The organism is Cupriavidus sp. Met-2 (assembly GCF_049843575.1).
Classification (GTDB): domain Bacteria; phylum Pseudomonadota; class Gammaproteobacteria; order Burkholderiales; family Burkholderiaceae; genus Cupriavidus; species Cupriavidus metallidurans.
Genome location: NZ_JBBHZL010000014.1, coordinates 23,213 through 37,907, shown reverse-complemented (window position 1 = coordinate 37,907; position 14,695 = coordinate 23,213). Strand labels below are relative to the sequence as shown.

Genomic DNA, 14,695 nt, shown 5'->3' with positions numbered 1-14,695 from the left:
CCCGCCATCACCACTTTTTGACGTGCGGCTGGCGCGCCCGTGGTCCGCATCGGCCACCTGGGGCCGGCCGTCCGACATTTGTTACAGTTCCCCGGAGATACGACGTTAGAATGTGGCATTTCCACGGTCACCCGGCTATGTCTCAGAAGAAATCGCCACGCTTCGAGCTGCGCAGTGGCAACGTCGACGCCCTCCTTCTCGCTCTCAATACCGCCGACCTGGACGCGGTGCGGGACGACCTCCTCTCCCGCTTCGAGTCAACCCCCGATTTCTTTTCTGATGACGTTGTCGCGCTGGACCTGCGCCGCCTGGAAGGCACCGGGGCGCTGGCGCTGGACCGTGTGATCGACACCCTGGCCACCCTCAAGGCCCGTGCCATCGGCGTGGTGGCCCGTGCCGACCAGCGCGACTGGGCCGGCGGCTTCGGCCTGCCGCTGCTGGACAGCCAGAGCCGGCGTGGCGGCAAGGACGAGGCCCCTAAAGAGAAGGCGGGCAAACCCGAAGCCACGGCGGCAAGCGGGCAGACGGACGCCGAGGCGGCCGGGAACACCGGCAAGGGCAAGGACAGCGAGGGCGCCGCCGTCAATGGCAAGGCCTCGGAAATCGCCGAGATCATGGCGGCCGCGAACGCGGCTTCCGCCCCCCGCGCAATCCCCACGCTGCTGATCGACAAGCCGCTGCGCTCGGGCCAGCAGATCTACGCCCAGGGCGACGTGGTGATCCTGGACCTGGTCAGCTACGGCGCCGAAGTCATCGCCGAAGGCAATATCCATATCTATGCCCCGCTGCGCGGCCGCGCACTGGCGGGTGTCAAGGGTAATCCCGATGCGCGCATCTTCTGCACGTGCCTGGAGCCCGAACTGATTTCCATCGCCGGCATCTACCGGACCGCGGAGCAGACACTCCCGGCCGACGTGCTCGGCAAGTCGGCACAGGTTCGCCTGGCCGACGAAAAGCTGATCCTTGAACCGCTGCGCATGAAATAACGGCAGCACGCAATCGAACGAATTCCACTCATACCGGACCATAGAGCCATGGCAAAAATCATCGTAGTGACCTCCGGCAAGGGGGGCGTTGGCAAGACCACCACCAGCGCGAGTTTCGCCGCCGGTCTGGCCCTGCGTGGCCACAAGACTGCCGTGATCGATTTCGACGTCGGCCTGCGCAACCTCGACCTGATCATGGGCTGCGAGCGTCGCGTGGTGTATGACCTGATCAACGTGGTGCAGGGCGAAGCGAACCTGCACCAGGCGCTGATCAAGGACAAGAAGTGCGAAAACCTGTTCATCCTGCCGGCGTCGCAGACGCGCGACAAGGAAGCGCTGACGCGCGAGGGCGTGGAGAAGGTCATCAACGACCTGAAGGAAATGGGCTTCGAGTACATCATCTGCGACTCGCCGGCCGGCATCGAGACGGGCGCGCTAATGGCGATGTATTTCGCTGACGAGGCGCTGATCGTGACCAACCCCGAGGTATCGTCGGTACGCGATTCGGACCGCATTCTCGGTATCCTGTCGTCGAAGACCAAGCGCGCCAGCGAAGGCGAGCCGATCAAGGAACACCTGCTGATCACGCGCTACAACCCCAAGCGCGTGCACGGTGGCGAGATGCTGTCGCTTACCGATATTCAGGAAATCCTGCGCATCAAGCTGATCGGCGTGGTTCCGGAATCGGAGGCGGTGCTCCATGCCTCCAACCAGGGCACGCCGGCGATCCACCTGGAAGGCACCGATGTGGCCGATGCCTACGGCGACATCGTGGACCGCTTCCTGGGCAAGGACAAACCGCTGCGCTTTACCGATTATCAGAAGCCGGGGCTGTTCTCGCGCATCTTCGGCAACAAATAAGGAGGGCTCATCCACATGTCGATCCTGTCCTTCCTGCTGGGAGAGAAGAAGAAATCCGCATCGGTCGCCAAGGAGCGCCTGCAGATCATTCTTGCCCATGAACGTTCGGGCCATTCGGCGCCGGCCGATTACCTGCCGGCCCTTCAGCGCGAGCTGGTGGCCGTGATTTCGAAGTACGTCAAAATCAGCGATCAGGACCTGCGCGTCAGCCTGGAGCGTCAGGACAACCTCGAGGTTCTCGAGGTCAAGATAGAAATTCCACAAGCCTGAGATCGAGGCTGTGGGTAATTCCAAAGTAAATCCGCGATAAATCCGCGGTATTTTCTTCTAAGGGAAAACCCGCATTTTCGATTAGGTTATTGCAGCGCAGCAGTCGTATTTCACGACCGCTGCGCTGTCCTCCGCACTTCCGTTTATCCCCCTGTTTTTCGTTGCCCTGTCGCTGCCCGTTCGTGCCCTTGCACCAGAACGACGCGTGCTGCTGCGCACCATTTTCAGGGTGCGGAGGCATTGTGTAGCGGCAAACCAACGGAATTGCACCAAATCTCCTCCTGAAGCACTGCTCTTGCTTGGTTTTATGTCCGAACGATCCGCCTTTTGTTAAATTTTCGCGGCGTTTACAGCAAACGTTATTCAAATGGACGCGCCGTGATCCGGCAGCGGACAACCACAAGACAGAAAAGGAGCACCATGAAGAAATCGCTACTGACCCTCGCACTCGGTTCGCTGTTTGCCGGCGGCGCCTACGCGCAAACGTCGGTCACGCTGTACGGCATTGCCGACGCCAGCATCCACTACACGACCAACGCCGATGCCAACAACCACGGCCAACTCGCGATGGACAATGGTGCCATCACGCAAAGCCGCTGGGGCCTGAAGGGCGCCGAAGCCCTGGGCAACAACCTGAAGGCCATCTTCCAACTGGAAAACGGCTTCAACGTGCCCAACGGCACGATGAGCTCGTCGGGCCAGATCTTCAACCGTCAAGCCTACGTTGGCCTGGCTGGTGACTTCGGCGCCGTGAAGCTGGGCCGTCAGTACACCGAAGGGTTTAATTTCTTCGGTGACTACGATCCGCTGACCATCGGTAACTACACCGGTAACTCGTGGATGTACTACAGCCTGACGCAGCTCCGTCGCAACAACGTGGTCAGCTACGGCGGTTCGTTCAGCGGTTTTGATTTCGGCGCAAGCTACGGCTTCGGCGAAACCCCGGGCAGCTTCACGAAGGCAAGCGGTTCGGGCGCCGGCATCAACACGCCGTACTTTGGCGTGCGCGCAGCCTACAACTACGGCCCGTTCGGCGTGGGTGGCGTGTACCAGGAAATTCGCGACGCCAATGGCAACAAGCAGCAAATGTGGGGCGCTGCTGGTAAGTACTCGATCGGCCCGGCAAAGATCTTCCTGGGCTACATCGGTGGTCGCGACCACACCGGCCTGATGGACAACATCCTGAACAACGCCGCCGTCGTCACGACGAACGCCAACCCGGCTCCGAACACCGTCGGTACGGCTGCTGCCAACGCCAATCCGCGCAAGGACACGCTGGGCTACATCGGCGCGACCTACCAGGCCACTCCGGCCCTGGCGCTGACCGGTGCGTTCTACGCCGATTACGTCGAAAACAAGAACGGTATCGCCGACAACAATGGCCGCCGCTACACGGCCGCGCTGATCGCCGAGTACTCGCTGTCGAAGCGCACGCAAGTCTATGGTGCTGCGGACTTCAACAAGGTTTCGGGCGCTACCACGACCGAACTGCCGGGCCGCAACAACCAGACCAGCTTCGGCGCTGGCATCCGCCACATCTTCTGATTGTTGGTTTGATCAGTTGGCAGAAAGGCACCTTCGGGTGCCTTTCTTTTTTTGCGATGGCGGAGTCGAAGGTGGAGTTGGCGGTGGTGTTGACGGTGGCGCCATCCCCGGCGTCGTCAGCAGTTCCAGACGATAGCCATGCGTGTAGAGCGGCTGGAGCCGCACGCCGTTGTGCTCCCACAGGCCGAGCTTGGTACGCACGCGCGAGACATGGGTATCGATGGTGCGCGACAGCGGTGGCAGTTCCTTGCCCCAGATCGCCGCAAGCATGTATTCGCGCGGCACGGCGCGGCCCTCATTGCGGAACAGGAGCAGCGCGACTTCGAACTCCTTCGGCGTCAGCCGTACCTCCTGCCCGTGGCACGTGGCTTCGCGCGTCACGGCATCAAAGCGGAAACAGCCCCAGGTCAGCCGTCCATCGTCTGGCTGGCGAGAGTCCGGGTACGCTCGCCGCAGCAGCGCTGCGATGCGCGCGCCGAGTTCGCGCGGCCGGATCGGCTTGACCATATAGTCGTCGGCGCCGGCACTCAACGTTGCGACAATGTCCGCCTCGGTGTCACGCCCAGTCAGGAACATCACCGGTATGCGCGGGTCCAGGTGCGCGCGCACCCAGTCCAGTACTTCCCGGCCCGAGACATGCGGCACGTGCCAGTCAAGCAGCAGCAGGTCGAACGTGACCTTGCGCAACGTGACCAGCATGCGCCTGCCATCGGCGAACGTTACGCACTCGTGCCCTTCCGCCGTCACGATCTCGCGAATCCTCGCGGCCTCGGCGGCGTCGTCCTCCAGCGAGGCAACCCTCAGTCCCATCCTTGTCATGCGTCGTCGCTCCCACGTGGAGCGTCCAGTGAAATCGCTGACGACCATTAGAGGCGTGTGAGCGAGAAAACCCTATAAGACGATGCTCATTTTCTGCATCGGCCACAAATGTTTACTTTCGTTTGGCGCGCGCATCGGCCTACCATGACCCGGAACATCTGACCTGAACAGGAAGGAAACGCATCTTGAGAATCGCCGCGCTCGAAGACGACCCCGCCCGCGCCATCGTGCTGGAGCGAGCGTTGCATCCCGGCGGACACACGCTTGCGCGATTTCGCAGCAGCCAGCCGATGATCGAGGCCATGCGTCGTGAGCCGTTCGATCTGCTGCTGCTGGACCGGGACGTGGCCGGTACCAACGCCGATGATCTGCTCGATTGGGTGCGGCGCACACTGGGACACGGGATGCCGGTGATGATGCTGGGCCAGAGCGATGCGGAGGAAGTGGTCGTGGGCTGCCTCGCGGCTGGCGCGGATGCGTACGTGCCACAGCCCGCGCGATGCGATGAACTTCGGGCCCGCATCGAGGCATTGACCCGGCGGGCAGCGGTGCCCGGCATGACGGTTGCCACCGTGCCGCCCGGCGCGCTAGGGGACACCTCCGATCAACTCGTCTGCGGCGTGTTCCGCTTTGCGGTAGCGGAGCACCGCGTGTGGGTCAACAGCATGACCGTGGCCCTGTCGCCCAAGGAATACGCGCTGGCGCTGCTGCTGTTCCGCAACCTTGGCGCGCTGGTGACGCGCCGCGCGATGATCGAGCACGTTTGGCCTGCCACGGGTATCAAGGAGCAGGCGCGCACCATCGACAGCCACCTGTCACGGGTACGCACCAAACTCGCGCTCTGGCCGTTCAACGGCATCATGCTGCGTTCGGTCTATCGGCTCGGGAGCCGCCTGGACCCGATAGAAACAGCCGTCGCGACACGCGGCCGGCCGTCATTGGCTGCCCTATGAGGCGGATGAGGCGAATGTGGCAGATGTGGCCGCCGCCTTCGGCTGAGCGGAATCCATCTCAATCGATCTTGATGCCGGCTTCCTTGACGATGCGCGCGTTCTCCGCCGACTCGGCGCGAATGGCCGCGCCGAATTGTGCCGCCGATCCACCCGTGGGCACCTCGCCGCCGCGCAGCAGGCGGTCGCGCACGTCGGGCTCGGCCAGCGCCTTGTTCAGTTCCGCATTGAGCTTGTTGATGATGGCCGGCGGCGTCTTGCCCGGCGCGAAGATACCGAACGTCGAGGTCAGGTTGGCCTTGGGATAGCCCAGTTCGTCCATGGTCGGCACATTGGGCAGCGAGTCGATGCGCTTCGGCGCGCCCACGGCGATGGCGCGCAGGCGCCCGGCCTGCATGTGCTGCGTCAGCATGGGGCTGGCGTTGGTGCTCATCACCTCGAACTGTCCGCCGAGCGCGTCATTCATCTGCTGGCCGGCACCCTTGTACGGGATCATCGTCAGTTCGGTCTTCGACTTGGCCTTGATCTGCTCAAGCATCACGTGGCCCACCGTGCCAAGGCCAGACGTGGCCCAGCGCACCGAGCCCGGCTTGGCCTTGGCCTGCGCGATCAGGTCCTGGAACGATTTGCCGGAGAAGCTCGGCGTGGCGACCACGAGCACCGGCGAGTACATCACGCTCATCACCGGCGCCACGTCGTGCTGCGGGTCGTAGTTGACGTGGCCCACGTGCGGATTGAGCGTCAGCGGGCTGGTCGACGAGAAACCGACTGTGTAGCCGTCCGGCGCGGCCTTGGCCACGGCGTCGATGCCGATGCTGCCACCCGCTCCGGCCTTGTTCTCGACCACCACCGAGGTGCCCATCTGCACCGAGAGCTTTTCGCCCAGCGCACGCGCCACGGCGTCGCTGATGCCGCCGGTCGGATAGGCGACGATCATGCGGATCGGGCGGCTCGGATAGTTGTCCGCGGCGAAGGCCGGGACGGAGATGGAGGCGGTCAGGGCAGCGGCCGCGATGAACGCGGCGTGCAGCGGCAGGGATCGGAAGGCGACCATGATCGGGCTTGAGCGGGAAATTGGCGGGAAATTAGCGGGAATCTGCGGATTTGGCGGGACGTGGCGGGAAATGCATGGCCGCGTCCGAATTGCCGCCATCTTAGCCGATCCGGCCCGCGCCCCTGAAACGGGCGAGCGGTTATCGCACCAGCGGATGCTCCGGCACCCACGACACGAACAGCTCGTTGGCCCGGTCATAGAGCCGCCATGCGGTACCGCATTCCCGGCACCTGAACGACAACATGCTGAACGGCACGCCGGCCGCGCTCTGGCTGACCAGCGGCGCCGTGTTGTGCAGGGCCAGGCAGGGATGGGGTTCGCGCCGGCGCGGGTCGTCAGCCAGTGCCAGGCAATGGGCACAGGCAGGGTGCGCAGGCGCACGGGAAGGCACGGCGGCAGGCATGGCGGGGGTCCCGGGGGGCTGGAGTACGGCGGACTTCATGACCACCATGATGCCGCAAATTCGATGCCAGGATGACCAATGTCTGCAGCGCCCGCGCGACAGGATGCGCGGACGGCGCGTGAATCGTGACGAGACCCACGCCGGGGCCTTTACCGCGACGCCCCGATTCCGCAACATTCCAACTTTCCGCACAGAAGACACCACAAGGAGTGTTCCCGTCATGCACGCTGCCCCTCACCCTGCCCTGCGTACCCGCCTGGCCCGCCTGGCCCTCTTGCCCGCCGCGCTGGCGCTGGCTGGCGCGATCTGCGCCCTGCCGGCCCAGGCCGAGCCCGTGCAGCCGGCCTTTCAGCTTGCGCAGCAGGAAAAGCCGGCGCTGATCGACACGCTCAAGGACCTGGTCTCGATCGAGTCTGGCAGCAAGGATATCGAAGGCCTGGACCGCATCGCCAACCTGCTTCGCGACCGCCTGGCCGCGCTCGGCGGCGACGCGAAGCTGGTCGAGCCAACTGAGATCTATCGCATGGAGGACACCCCGGCGAAGGTGGGCAAGATGGTCATGGCCCAGTTCAAGGGCACCGGCCAACGCAAGATCATGCTGATCGCGCACATGGACACGGTGTACCTGCGCGGAATGCTCGCGCAGCAGCCCTTCCGCGTCGACGGGGATCGCGCCTACGGCCTGGGCATTGCCGACGACAAGAACGGTGTGGCGGTGATCCTGCATACCGTGGCCATCCTGCAGAAGATGAAGTTCAAGGACTATGGCACGCTGACCGTGCTGATCAATGGCGACGAGGAAATCAGCTCGCCGGGCGCGCGCGCCACGTTGACGAAGCTGGGGGCGGAGCAGGATGCCGTGTTCTCGTGCGAAGCCTCGCGCGTCACCGGCGACCGGCTCTCGCTGGCTACGAGCGGCATTGGCGCCATCTCGCTCAAGGTCGACGGCAAGTCCTCCCATGCGGGAAGCTCGCCGGAACTGGGGCGTAATGCGCTCTACGAGCTATCGCACCAAATCCTGCAGATGCGCGACCTGTCCAACCCGGACACTGGCCTCAAGGTCAACTGGACCCTGTCCCACGCCGGCACCAACCGCAACGTGATTCCGGCCGTAGCCACCGCGCAGGCCGATGTGCGCGTGCTGCGCACCGCCGACTACGACAGCCTGGAGCGCACGCTACAGGAGCGGATCCAGAAGAAGCTGATTCCCGACACGAAGGTCGAGGTGAAGTTCGAGCGCCGTCGCCCGCCGCTGGAAGCGACACCGGCATCGCGTGCGCTGGCTGTGCACGCGCAGGGCATCTATGCCGAAATCGGCGAAAAGCTGGCTGTTTATGACACCGCCGAAGGCGGCGGCACCGATGCGGCATTTGCGGCGGCGGCCACCAAGGCACCGGTGATCGAGCGCTTCGGCTTGCGCGGCTTCGGCGCGCATTCGAACGATGCGGAGTATGTGGACTTGAACTCGGTCACGCCGCGTCTGTATCTGCTGACGCGGATGATCATGGATGTCTCGCAGGACAAGACGGGGAAGTGATCGCGGGAGGGAAGTGACGCCCCCTCCCGCTCTGGCGCGAGGGGGTTAAAACCATCAGCCGTTCAAGCCGCCTTCGCCCTCTCGCGCAGGTCCGGCAGGAATACCGCGAGCAGGCCCAGCAGCGGCAGGAACGCGCAAAGCTGGTACACGGTCTCGATGCCGTGCGCATCGGCCAGCCGGCCGAGCACGGCGGCGCCAATACCGCCCATGCCGAAGGCAAACCCGAAGAACAGCCCGGACACCATGCCCACCTTGCCCGGGATCAGTTCCTGGGCGAACACCAGGATGGCCGAGAAGGCCGAGGCCAGGATGAAGCCGATCACCACGGACAGCACGGCGGTCCAGAACAGGTTGGCATGGGGCAGCATCAGCGTGAACGGCGCCACGCCCAGGATCGACGCCCAGATCACGCGCTTGCGGCCGATACGGTCACCAATCGGCCCGCCCATGATCGTGCCCGCCGCTACGGCAAACAGGAACAGGAACAGGTAGATCTGCGAGGTCTGACGCGCCAGGCCGAACTTCTCCATCAGGTAGAACGTGTAGTACGTGTTCAGGCTGGCCATGTAGAAGTACTTCGAGAAGATCAGCAGCAGCAGCACCACGATGGCGCGCACCACTGTCGACTTCGGCAGCTTGTTGACCACGACGCCGGCGCCCTTCTTCTTCGCGGCGCGCTCGGCCAGGTGCCGGCCGTACCAGCCGCCGATTTGCCACAGCACGGTGATGGCCAGCAGCGCGGCCAGCGAGAACCACGCCACGCTGCCCTGCGAGTGAACGATCCACGCCGCCAGCAGCGGACCCATCGCGCTGCCACCGTTACCGCCCACCTGGAAGATCGACTGAGCCAGCCCATGCTGTCCGCCCGACGCCAGCCGCGCCACACGCGACGATTCCGGGTGGAAGATCGACGAACCGGTTCCCACCAGCGCTGCGGCAACCAGCAGCACGCCATAGGTCGGGGCCACCGACAGCAGCAACAGGCCACACAGCGTGAATCCCATGCCGATGGCGAGCGAATGCGGCTTCGGATGCTTGTCCGTGTACAGGCCGACCACCGGCTGCAGCAGCGACGCCGTAACCTGATACGTCAGCGTCAGCAGACCGATCTGCGTGAAGCTCAGGTTGAAGCCGCCCTTGAGCATCGGATAGATGGCAAGGATCAGCGACTGGATCATGTCGTTGAGGAAGTGCGCGAAACTGATCGCGTACAGCACGCGGAAGCGTGTGCCTTCCTCACGGTCGGCCGGATGGGCCGGATTGATGGTTGTGCTCATGGTGCGGGGGCGCATTGGCCAGTCATGCTTGGCAAAAGCCCGGGCGCCCGAACAGCGCGCGGCCGGGAAGTGTGACGATGCTAATTGGCAAACTGCCGCCTGTCCTGCGAGAATGAGGCCGTAACTTTGGAGAAAAGGACATGCCAGCCGAAGCGCCGAACGCTGCCCATGCCGACGGGCGGCCCGATACCTACTCGGAACAGCCCGCCTACCTCCAGTACGACCGCGGCCCGATGCCTGTGGCGGCCATGGCGGCGGACTACCTGCCGACCCATGTCACCAAGCCCCATCAGCACCCGCACGCGCAACTCATCCACGCCGTGCACGGGGTAATGGTGGTCTCGACGTCAGAAGGACAGTGGATCGTGCCGCCGACACGCGGCATGTGGATGCCCGGTGGCACCGTGCACTGGATCCGCATGGTCGGGCACGTGCAGATGCGCACGGCCTACATTCGCCCCGACGCCGCGCCGAACCTGCCCACGCGCTGTACCGTACTCGGTATTTCTCCGCTGCTGCGCGAGTTGATCCTGGCCGCGATCGACATTCCCCTGCCCTATTCGCCCGACTCGCGCGAATCCCGGCTGATGCAATTGCTGCTCGATGAAGTCACGCTGGTACCCACGCTGCCGCTCCACCTGCCCCGCCCGAAGGACAAGGACCTGCGCGTGATCTGCGAGCGGATCACCGACAGCCCCGACTCTGGCCTGACGCTGGCTGACTGGGGCGACAGGCTTGGCGTGGACCCCAAGACCATTCAGCGCCGATTCGCGCGGGAGACCGGGATGACGTTCGGCCAGTGGCGCCAGCAGGCACGGCTGCTGGCCGCGCTAGAGCGGCTGGCGGCAGGCGACAAGGTGGTGGATGTGGCGCTCGACATGGGCTATGGCAGCCCGAGCGCCTTCGCGACGATGTTCCGCCGGCAGTTCGGCGTGCCGCCGAGTGCCTTCTTCAAATAGTCCTGTCGCCCTGTCCTACCCGGCGAGGTAACGCTCGACCAGCCGCGTCCAGTAAGCCGCCCCGACGGTCAGGTTGTCGTCATTGAAGTCGTAGCCGGCGTTGTGAAGCAGCGGCTGGTTGACCCCATTGCCCATCCGGACGAAACACCCGGGCCGCTGCTGCAGGAAGTAAGCGAAGTCCTCACTGCCGGCGATGCGGTGGAAATTCGCGATTGCACGTTCGGGGCCCACCAGTTCCTCGGCCACCTGGCGTGCGAACTCGGTCTCCGCTTCGCTGTTGACGAGCACCGGATAGCCACGCACGTACTCGATATCGGCCGTCGCGCCGTAGCCCTCGGCGTGTGACGTGGCAAGCTGCTTGATGCGCGTTTCCATGGATGCCCGGACATCCGCACTGAATGAGCGCACGCTGAGTTCCATGCGCGCGCTATCTGGAATCACATTGGGCGCGTGGCCCGCATGCAGCGTGCCGATGGTCACCACGGCAGTCTCATTCGGATCGACGTTGCGCGCCACGATGGACTGCAGCGCCATGACCAGACTGCCCGCGACCAGGATCGGATCAATCGACTGATGCGGCCGCGCGGCATGGCCCCCCTTCCCTCGGATGGTGATCGCTACGGTGTCGCACGCGGCCATGAACGGGCCCGAACGGAACATGAAGGTACCGGCCTCGGCACCCGGATGGTTATGCAGGCCAAATATCGCATCGCACGGAAAGCGTTCGAACAGGCCGTCGGCCAGCATCCGTTCCGCGCCACCGCCCGCCCCGATCTCCTCGGCCGGCTGGAAGATCAGGTGCACGGTGCCATCGAATTGCCGGGTACGTGCCAGTTGCCGCGCGGCACCCAGTAGCACGGCGGTGTGGCCATCATGGCCACACGCGTGCATCTTGCCGTCGTGCACGCTGGCATAGGGCAAGCCCGACCGCTCGTGGATCGGCAATGCATCCATGTCGGCGCGAATGCCGACGCTGCGTTGCCCCGCGCCCACTCGCAGCGAGGCCACCACGCCAGTACCGCCCACGCCACGTGTGACCGTGTAGCCCCAGTTCTCCAGCTTGCTGGCGACGAGTTCGGCCGTGTGGACCTCGTTGAAGGCAAGCTCGGGATGCTGGTGGATATGGCGGCGGATGTCCTGCAGTTCGTCACGCGAGTCGAGCGTGTCGTGCAGGGTGCAGAAGGACCGGGTGGGGGAATCCTTGGCGAGGCGGACGGAGACAGACTTGAGGATCGATGCGACTTCAGGGGCGTCGATGTCGGGGTCTTCGATTTCGGGGGCGTGTTCAGACATGACAGTGCTCTAAACGGCAGACATGTATGAACAGTATTTCACGCACCCCAAGGAAGAAAACCTGGAATGCTGATTTCGTGCGAAAACGCCCGGAATCACGGCAAAACTGTTGCCCTGATCGGACGCTTTGTGTGGAACTGCGACGATTTGTGTGAAGACGTTTCCGTTGGGAACCCGCGCCGATGTCGCCGCGGACACCCAACCGCCCTGCCCTGGATCCGTCTGAATCCGCCTAGATTCGTATTGCGCCACCGCGCCCGACGTAGGCCACGACGTTCTGGGACTGCTCGCCAAGCCCCTCGACGCCCAGGCGCATCACGTCGCCGGCACGCAGGTAGCGCGGCGGCTTGAAGCCCATGCCCACACCCGGCGGCGTGCCGGTGGCGATCAGGTCGCCGGGCTCCAGCGTCATGAAGCGGCTGACATAGCTGACGATCGTCGCCACATCGAAAACCATGGTGGCCGTGCTGCCCTTCTGCATGCGCTCGCCATTGACGTCGAGCCACATCCCCAGCTTTTGCGCGTCGGGTACCTCGTCACGCGTGACCAGCCACGGGCCCGCCGGACAGAAGGTGTCGCAGCCCTTGCCCTTGTCCCACGTGCCGCCGCGCTCGAGCTGGAATTCGCGCTCGGAGACATCATTGACCACGCAGTAGCCGGCCACGTAGTCGAGCGCCTGCTCCTTCCACACATTCCGAGCCCGGGTGCCAATCACCACGCCCAGTTCCACTTCCCAGTCCGATTTCTGCGAATCGAGCGGCAACATCACGTTGTCGTTCGGGCCGTTCAGCGACGTGTTGGCCTTCAGGAACACGATCGGCTCGGTCGGTAGCGGCATGCCGGGTTCGGCGGCGTGGTCGGCATAGTTCAGGCCGATGGCAACGATCTTGCCAACGCCGCTCCAGGGCACGCCGAAGCGTCCGCCCTCCACCACCGGCAGCGTGGCGGGGTCGATGTTCGCCAGACGGGCCAGCACGCCAGGCGCCAGTTCCTGCGGGCCGATGTTGTCGATCACGCCGGACAGGTCGCGCACGCGGCCGTCGCTGTCCAACATGCCGGGGCGCTCGGCGCCGGGTTCTCCAATGCGGACTAGTTTCATGGGTCTCGTCTCCTTGCGGTAGCACCAGCCCGCGAGCATAGCGCAAGCGCGAGACCCCTGCCCGTTCAGCCCAGCATCGACGGCACACGGTAGTGGGCGGGCTCGAGCAGATCCAGCCCGCACTGCAATTGGTCGATCCAGTCGATGAAGCGATTGACCATCTCGCGGCCCCGGAACGAGGGCCCGTGCTGAGGCACGATCCACTCGATATCCATGGTCCGCGCCATCGCGGCCCAGAGCCGGCACGCCCGGTTGCCGCTCATATAGCGGCGATGGAACGCCAGCATCCGGCGGGCGTGGGCATCGAAATCGGTGACCACTGTGCCGGCTTCCGTCCCCGATGTCATCGTGGCCCCAAGGTCGCCCGAGAACAGGATCTTGCTGACCGGATCGTAGAACTGGAAATTGCCTTCGGAATGGAGGAAGTGCGCGGGCACCGCGATCAGCTGGCAATTGCCGAGCGGTATCACCATGCCACCATCCGGGATGGTTACGATGCGCCCCGCCGTTTTGCCTGCCTGGCAGAAATGCGGCAGAAAGCGTGCCCAGACCTGCGAGATCAGCACGCGGCTGTCCGACGATGTCAGCCAGCGCCCCACCGAAGCGACGATGTCCGGGTCCGCATGGGACGCCAGCACGTAGTCAAGCTGCTTGGGTGGGAAATAGCGGCTGATCGTCAGATACAGCTCGCTGTAGGTCATGTTTCCGCCCGGATCGATCAACGCCGCATGGCCGTTGTCGACCACCAGAAACTGGTTGCTCTGGACGACCTCGCCTTGACCCTCGTCGACCAGATCCGTGAATGCCAGACAGACATGCCCGCCCGCTTCGTACAACACGTTACTCATGATCCCTCTCTCGCCGCTCTAGTTTTGTTGTAAATGGCTAGGGGCGAAAGTAATGAGACGTAGGCGTTTCTTTATTGACGGTGATCAAACTATGGCAGAAACAAGCTACGAAACGACAGCCGCATGGACACGCTGCGGGGCAAGCCGCGCATCAGCGCGCGTTCAGCAGTTCTTCGATCTTCGAGACAAACTGCTTGTCGTCCGGCTTGACCATGCTGTTGTAGCTGCCGATGACCTGCCCCTTGCGGTCGATCAGGTACTTGTAGAAGTTCCACTTCGGCGCGGTGCCCGTCTCCTGGGCCAGCAGTGCGTACATCGGATTGGCGTCGCTGCCGCGCACATGGCTCTTGCCGAGCATCGGGAACTTGACCCCGTAGGTGTTGTAGCAAAAGTCTGCAATGTCCTTGGACGAGCCGGGTTCCTGGGAAAAGTCGTTGGACGGGAAACCGAGCACCACCAGCCCGCGTTCGCGGTACTTGGCGTAGAGCGCCTCAAGGCCCTCGTACTGCGGCGTGAAGCCGCAATAGCTGGCCGTGTTCACGACCAGCACCACCTTGCCAGCGTACTGGCACAGGTTCTGCGGCGATTCGTCCTGGAGCCGCGGGAAGCGGAAGTTCAACGACGCCGGGCAATTGCCCGCCGGCTGCGCGGCCGCCGGCACGGCCTTTTCGGCGGCGTGAGCAGGTGGCGGCAGCATGACTGCCACGGCGGCAGCCAGCGTCAGCGCGCCAGCCAGAGCGGTTCGTTGCACGGATTCCAGGGTACGTTGGCGGGACATGAATCGGGGCTCCGGT

15 protein-coding genes are annotated in these 14,695 nt (G+C 64.1%); 7 read left to right on the top strand and 8 right to left on the bottom strand.

Annotated features, from left to right (window positions below):
• The first annotated feature begins 137 nt into the window (after positions 1–137).
• From minC to WD006_RS24660, 4 genes are all read left to right on the top strand, one after another.
• Complete coding sequence (minC, locus tag WD006_RS24675; RefSeq protein WP_011514963.1) at positions 138–986, top strand: septum site-determining protein MinC; 849 nt, start codon at positions 138–140, stop codon at positions 984–986.
• A gap of 48 nt (positions 987–1,034) precedes the next feature.
• On the top strand, positions 1,035–1,847 hold the full coding sequence (gene minD, locus WD006_RS24670; RefSeq protein WP_008645118.1) for a septum site-determining protein MinD: 813 nt from the start codon (positions 1,035–1,037) through the stop codon (positions 1,845–1,847).
• A gap of 15 nt (positions 1,848–1,862) precedes the next feature.
• Positions 1,863–2,117, top strand: coding sequence for a cell division topological specificity factor MinE (gene minE / locus WD006_RS24665; protein WP_008645119.1), 255 nt, complete (start codon positions 1,863–1,865; stop codon positions 2,115–2,117).
• A 420-nt stretch (positions 2,118–2,537) separates the two neighbouring features.
• Positions 2,538–3,662 carry a porin gene (locus WD006_RS24660; protein WP_029306795.1) on the top strand — a complete coding sequence of 375 codons (1,125 nt, stop codon included), beginning with the start codon at positions 2,538–2,540 and terminating at the stop codon, positions 3,660–3,662.
• Positions 3,663–3,674: 12 nt separating this feature from the next.
• Here WD006_RS24660 and WD006_RS24655 read toward each other — a convergent pair whose 3' ends face one another.
• Complete coding sequence (locus tag WD006_RS24655; RefSeq protein WP_011514961.1) at positions 3,675–4,481, bottom strand: response regulator transcription factor; 807 nt, start codon at positions 4,479–4,481, stop codon at positions 3,675–3,677.
• Positions 4,482–4,666: 185 nt separating this feature from the next.
• Between WD006_RS24655 and WD006_RS24650 the strand changes: the two genes are divergently transcribed.
• Complete coding sequence (locus WD006_RS24650; protein ID WP_011514960.1) at positions 4,667–5,434, top strand: response regulator transcription factor; 768 nt, start codon at positions 4,667–4,669, stop codon at positions 5,432–5,434.
• Between the two features lie 58 nt (positions 5,435–5,492).
• Here WD006_RS24650 and WD006_RS24645 read toward each other — a convergent pair whose 3' ends face one another.
• On the bottom strand, positions 5,493–6,485 hold the full coding sequence (locus tag WD006_RS24645; protein ID WP_017514557.1) for a Bug family tripartite tricarboxylate transporter substrate binding protein: 993 nt from the start codon (positions 6,483–6,485) through the stop codon (positions 5,493–5,495).
• A 139-nt stretch (positions 6,486–6,624) separates the two neighbouring features.
• Complete coding sequence (locus WD006_RS24640) at positions 6,625–6,888, bottom strand: hypothetical protein (RefSeq protein ID WP_029306797.1); 264 nt, start codon at positions 6,886–6,888, stop codon at positions 6,625–6,627.
• A gap of 220 nt (positions 6,889–7,108) precedes the next feature.
• Between WD006_RS24640 and WD006_RS24635 the strand changes: the two genes are divergently transcribed.
• Positions 7,109–8,425 (top strand): M20/M25/M40 family metallo-hydrolase, encoded by a 1,317-nt coding sequence (locus WD006_RS24635; RefSeq protein ID WP_011514957.1) that lies wholly within the window; start codon positions 7,109–7,111, stop codon positions 8,423–8,425.
• A gap of 62 nt (positions 8,426–8,487) precedes the next feature.
• Here the strand turns inward: WD006_RS24635 and WD006_RS24630 are convergent, their stop codons facing one another.
• Positions 8,488–9,702: an MFS transporter gene (locus WD006_RS24630; protein ID WP_029306798.1), complete on the bottom strand. Its 1,215-nt coding sequence runs from the start codon at positions 9,700–9,702 to the stop codon at positions 8,488–8,490.
• A gap of 140 nt (positions 9,703–9,842) precedes the next feature.
• Between WD006_RS24630 and WD006_RS24625 the strand changes: the two genes are divergently transcribed.
• Positions 9,843–10,661, top strand: a complete 819-nt coding sequence (locus tag WD006_RS24625; RefSeq protein ID WP_011514955.1) for an AraC family transcriptional regulator — start codon at positions 9,843–9,845, stop codon at positions 10,659–10,661.
• Between the two features lie 15 nt (positions 10,662–10,676).
• On the opposite strand, the gene WD006_RS24620 is transcribed toward WD006_RS24625, so the two are convergent.
• From WD006_RS24620 to WD006_RS24605, 4 genes are all read right to left on the bottom strand, one after another.
• Positions 10,677–11,954: a M20 aminoacylase family protein gene (locus WD006_RS24620; RefSeq protein ID WP_008645138.1), complete on the bottom strand. Its 1,278-nt coding sequence runs from the start codon at positions 11,952–11,954 to the stop codon at positions 10,677–10,679.
• A 232-nt stretch (positions 11,955–12,186) separates the two neighbouring features.
• Positions 12,187–13,053: a fumarylacetoacetate hydrolase family protein gene (locus tag WD006_RS24615; RefSeq protein WP_029306799.1), complete on the bottom strand. Its 867-nt coding sequence runs from the start codon at positions 13,051–13,053 to the stop codon at positions 12,187–12,189.
• A 65-nt stretch (positions 13,054–13,118) separates the two neighbouring features.
• Positions 13,119–13,901: an MBL fold metallo-hydrolase gene (locus WD006_RS24610; protein WP_017514029.1), complete on the bottom strand. Its 783-nt coding sequence runs from the start codon at positions 13,899–13,901 to the stop codon at positions 13,119–13,121.
• Between the two features lie 151 nt (positions 13,902–14,052).
• Positions 14,053–14,679, bottom strand: coding sequence for a glutathione peroxidase (locus tag WD006_RS24605; RefSeq protein WP_011514952.1), 627 nt, complete (start codon positions 14,677–14,679; stop codon positions 14,053–14,055).
• Positions 14,680–14,695: the final 16 nt, after the last annotated feature.

Coding starts and splice junctions, on each gene's coding strand:
- WD006_RS24605 (WP_011514952.1), bottom strand. CDS start 14,679: ATGTCCCGCCAACGTACCCTGGAATCCGTGCAACGAACCGCTCTGGCT.
- WD006_RS24625 (WP_011514955.1), top strand. CDS start 9,843: ATGCCAGCCGAAGCGCCGAACGCTGCCCATGCCGACGGGCGGCCCGAT.
- WD006_RS24655 (WP_011514961.1), bottom strand. CDS start 4,481: ATGACAAGGATGGGACTGAGGGTTGCCTCGCTGGAGGACGACGCCGCC.
- WD006_RS24635 (WP_011514957.1), top strand. CDS start 7,109: ATGCACGCTGCCCCTCACCCTGCCCTGCGTACCCGCCTGGCCCGCCTG.
- WD006_RS24615 (WP_029306799.1), bottom strand. CDS start 13,053: ATGAAACTAGTCCGCATTGGAGAACCCGGCGCCGAGCGCCCCGGCATG.
- minE (WP_008645119.1), top strand. CDS start 1,863: ATGTCGATCCTGTCCTTCCTGCTGGGAGAGAAGAAGAAATCCGCATCG.
- minC (WP_011514963.1), top strand. CDS start 138: ATGTCTCAGAAGAAATCGCCACGCTTCGAGCTGCGCAGTGGCAACGTC.
- minD (WP_008645118.1), top strand. CDS start 1,035: ATGGCAAAAATCATCGTAGTGACCTCCGGCAAGGGGGGCGTTGGCAAG.
- WD006_RS24630 (WP_029306798.1), bottom strand. CDS start 9,702: ATGAGCACAACCATCAATCCGGCCCATCCGGCCGACCGTGAGGAAGGC.
- WD006_RS24660 (WP_029306795.1), top strand. CDS start 2,538: ATGAAGAAATCGCTACTGACCCTCGCACTCGGTTCGCTGTTTGCCGGC.
- WD006_RS24620 (WP_008645138.1), bottom strand. CDS start 11,954: ATGTCTGAACACGCCCCCGAAATCGAAGACCCCGACATCGACGCCCCT.
- WD006_RS24610 (WP_017514029.1), bottom strand. CDS start 13,901: ATGAGTAACGTGTTGTACGAAGCGGGCGGGCATGTCTGTCTGGCATTC.
- WD006_RS24640 (WP_029306797.1), bottom strand. CDS start 6,888: ATGCCTGCCGCCGTGCCTTCCCGTGCGCCTGCGCACCCTGCCTGTGCC.
- WD006_RS24645 (WP_017514557.1), bottom strand. CDS start 6,485: ATGGTCGCCTTCCGATCCCTGCCGCTGCACGCCGCGTTCATCGCGGCC.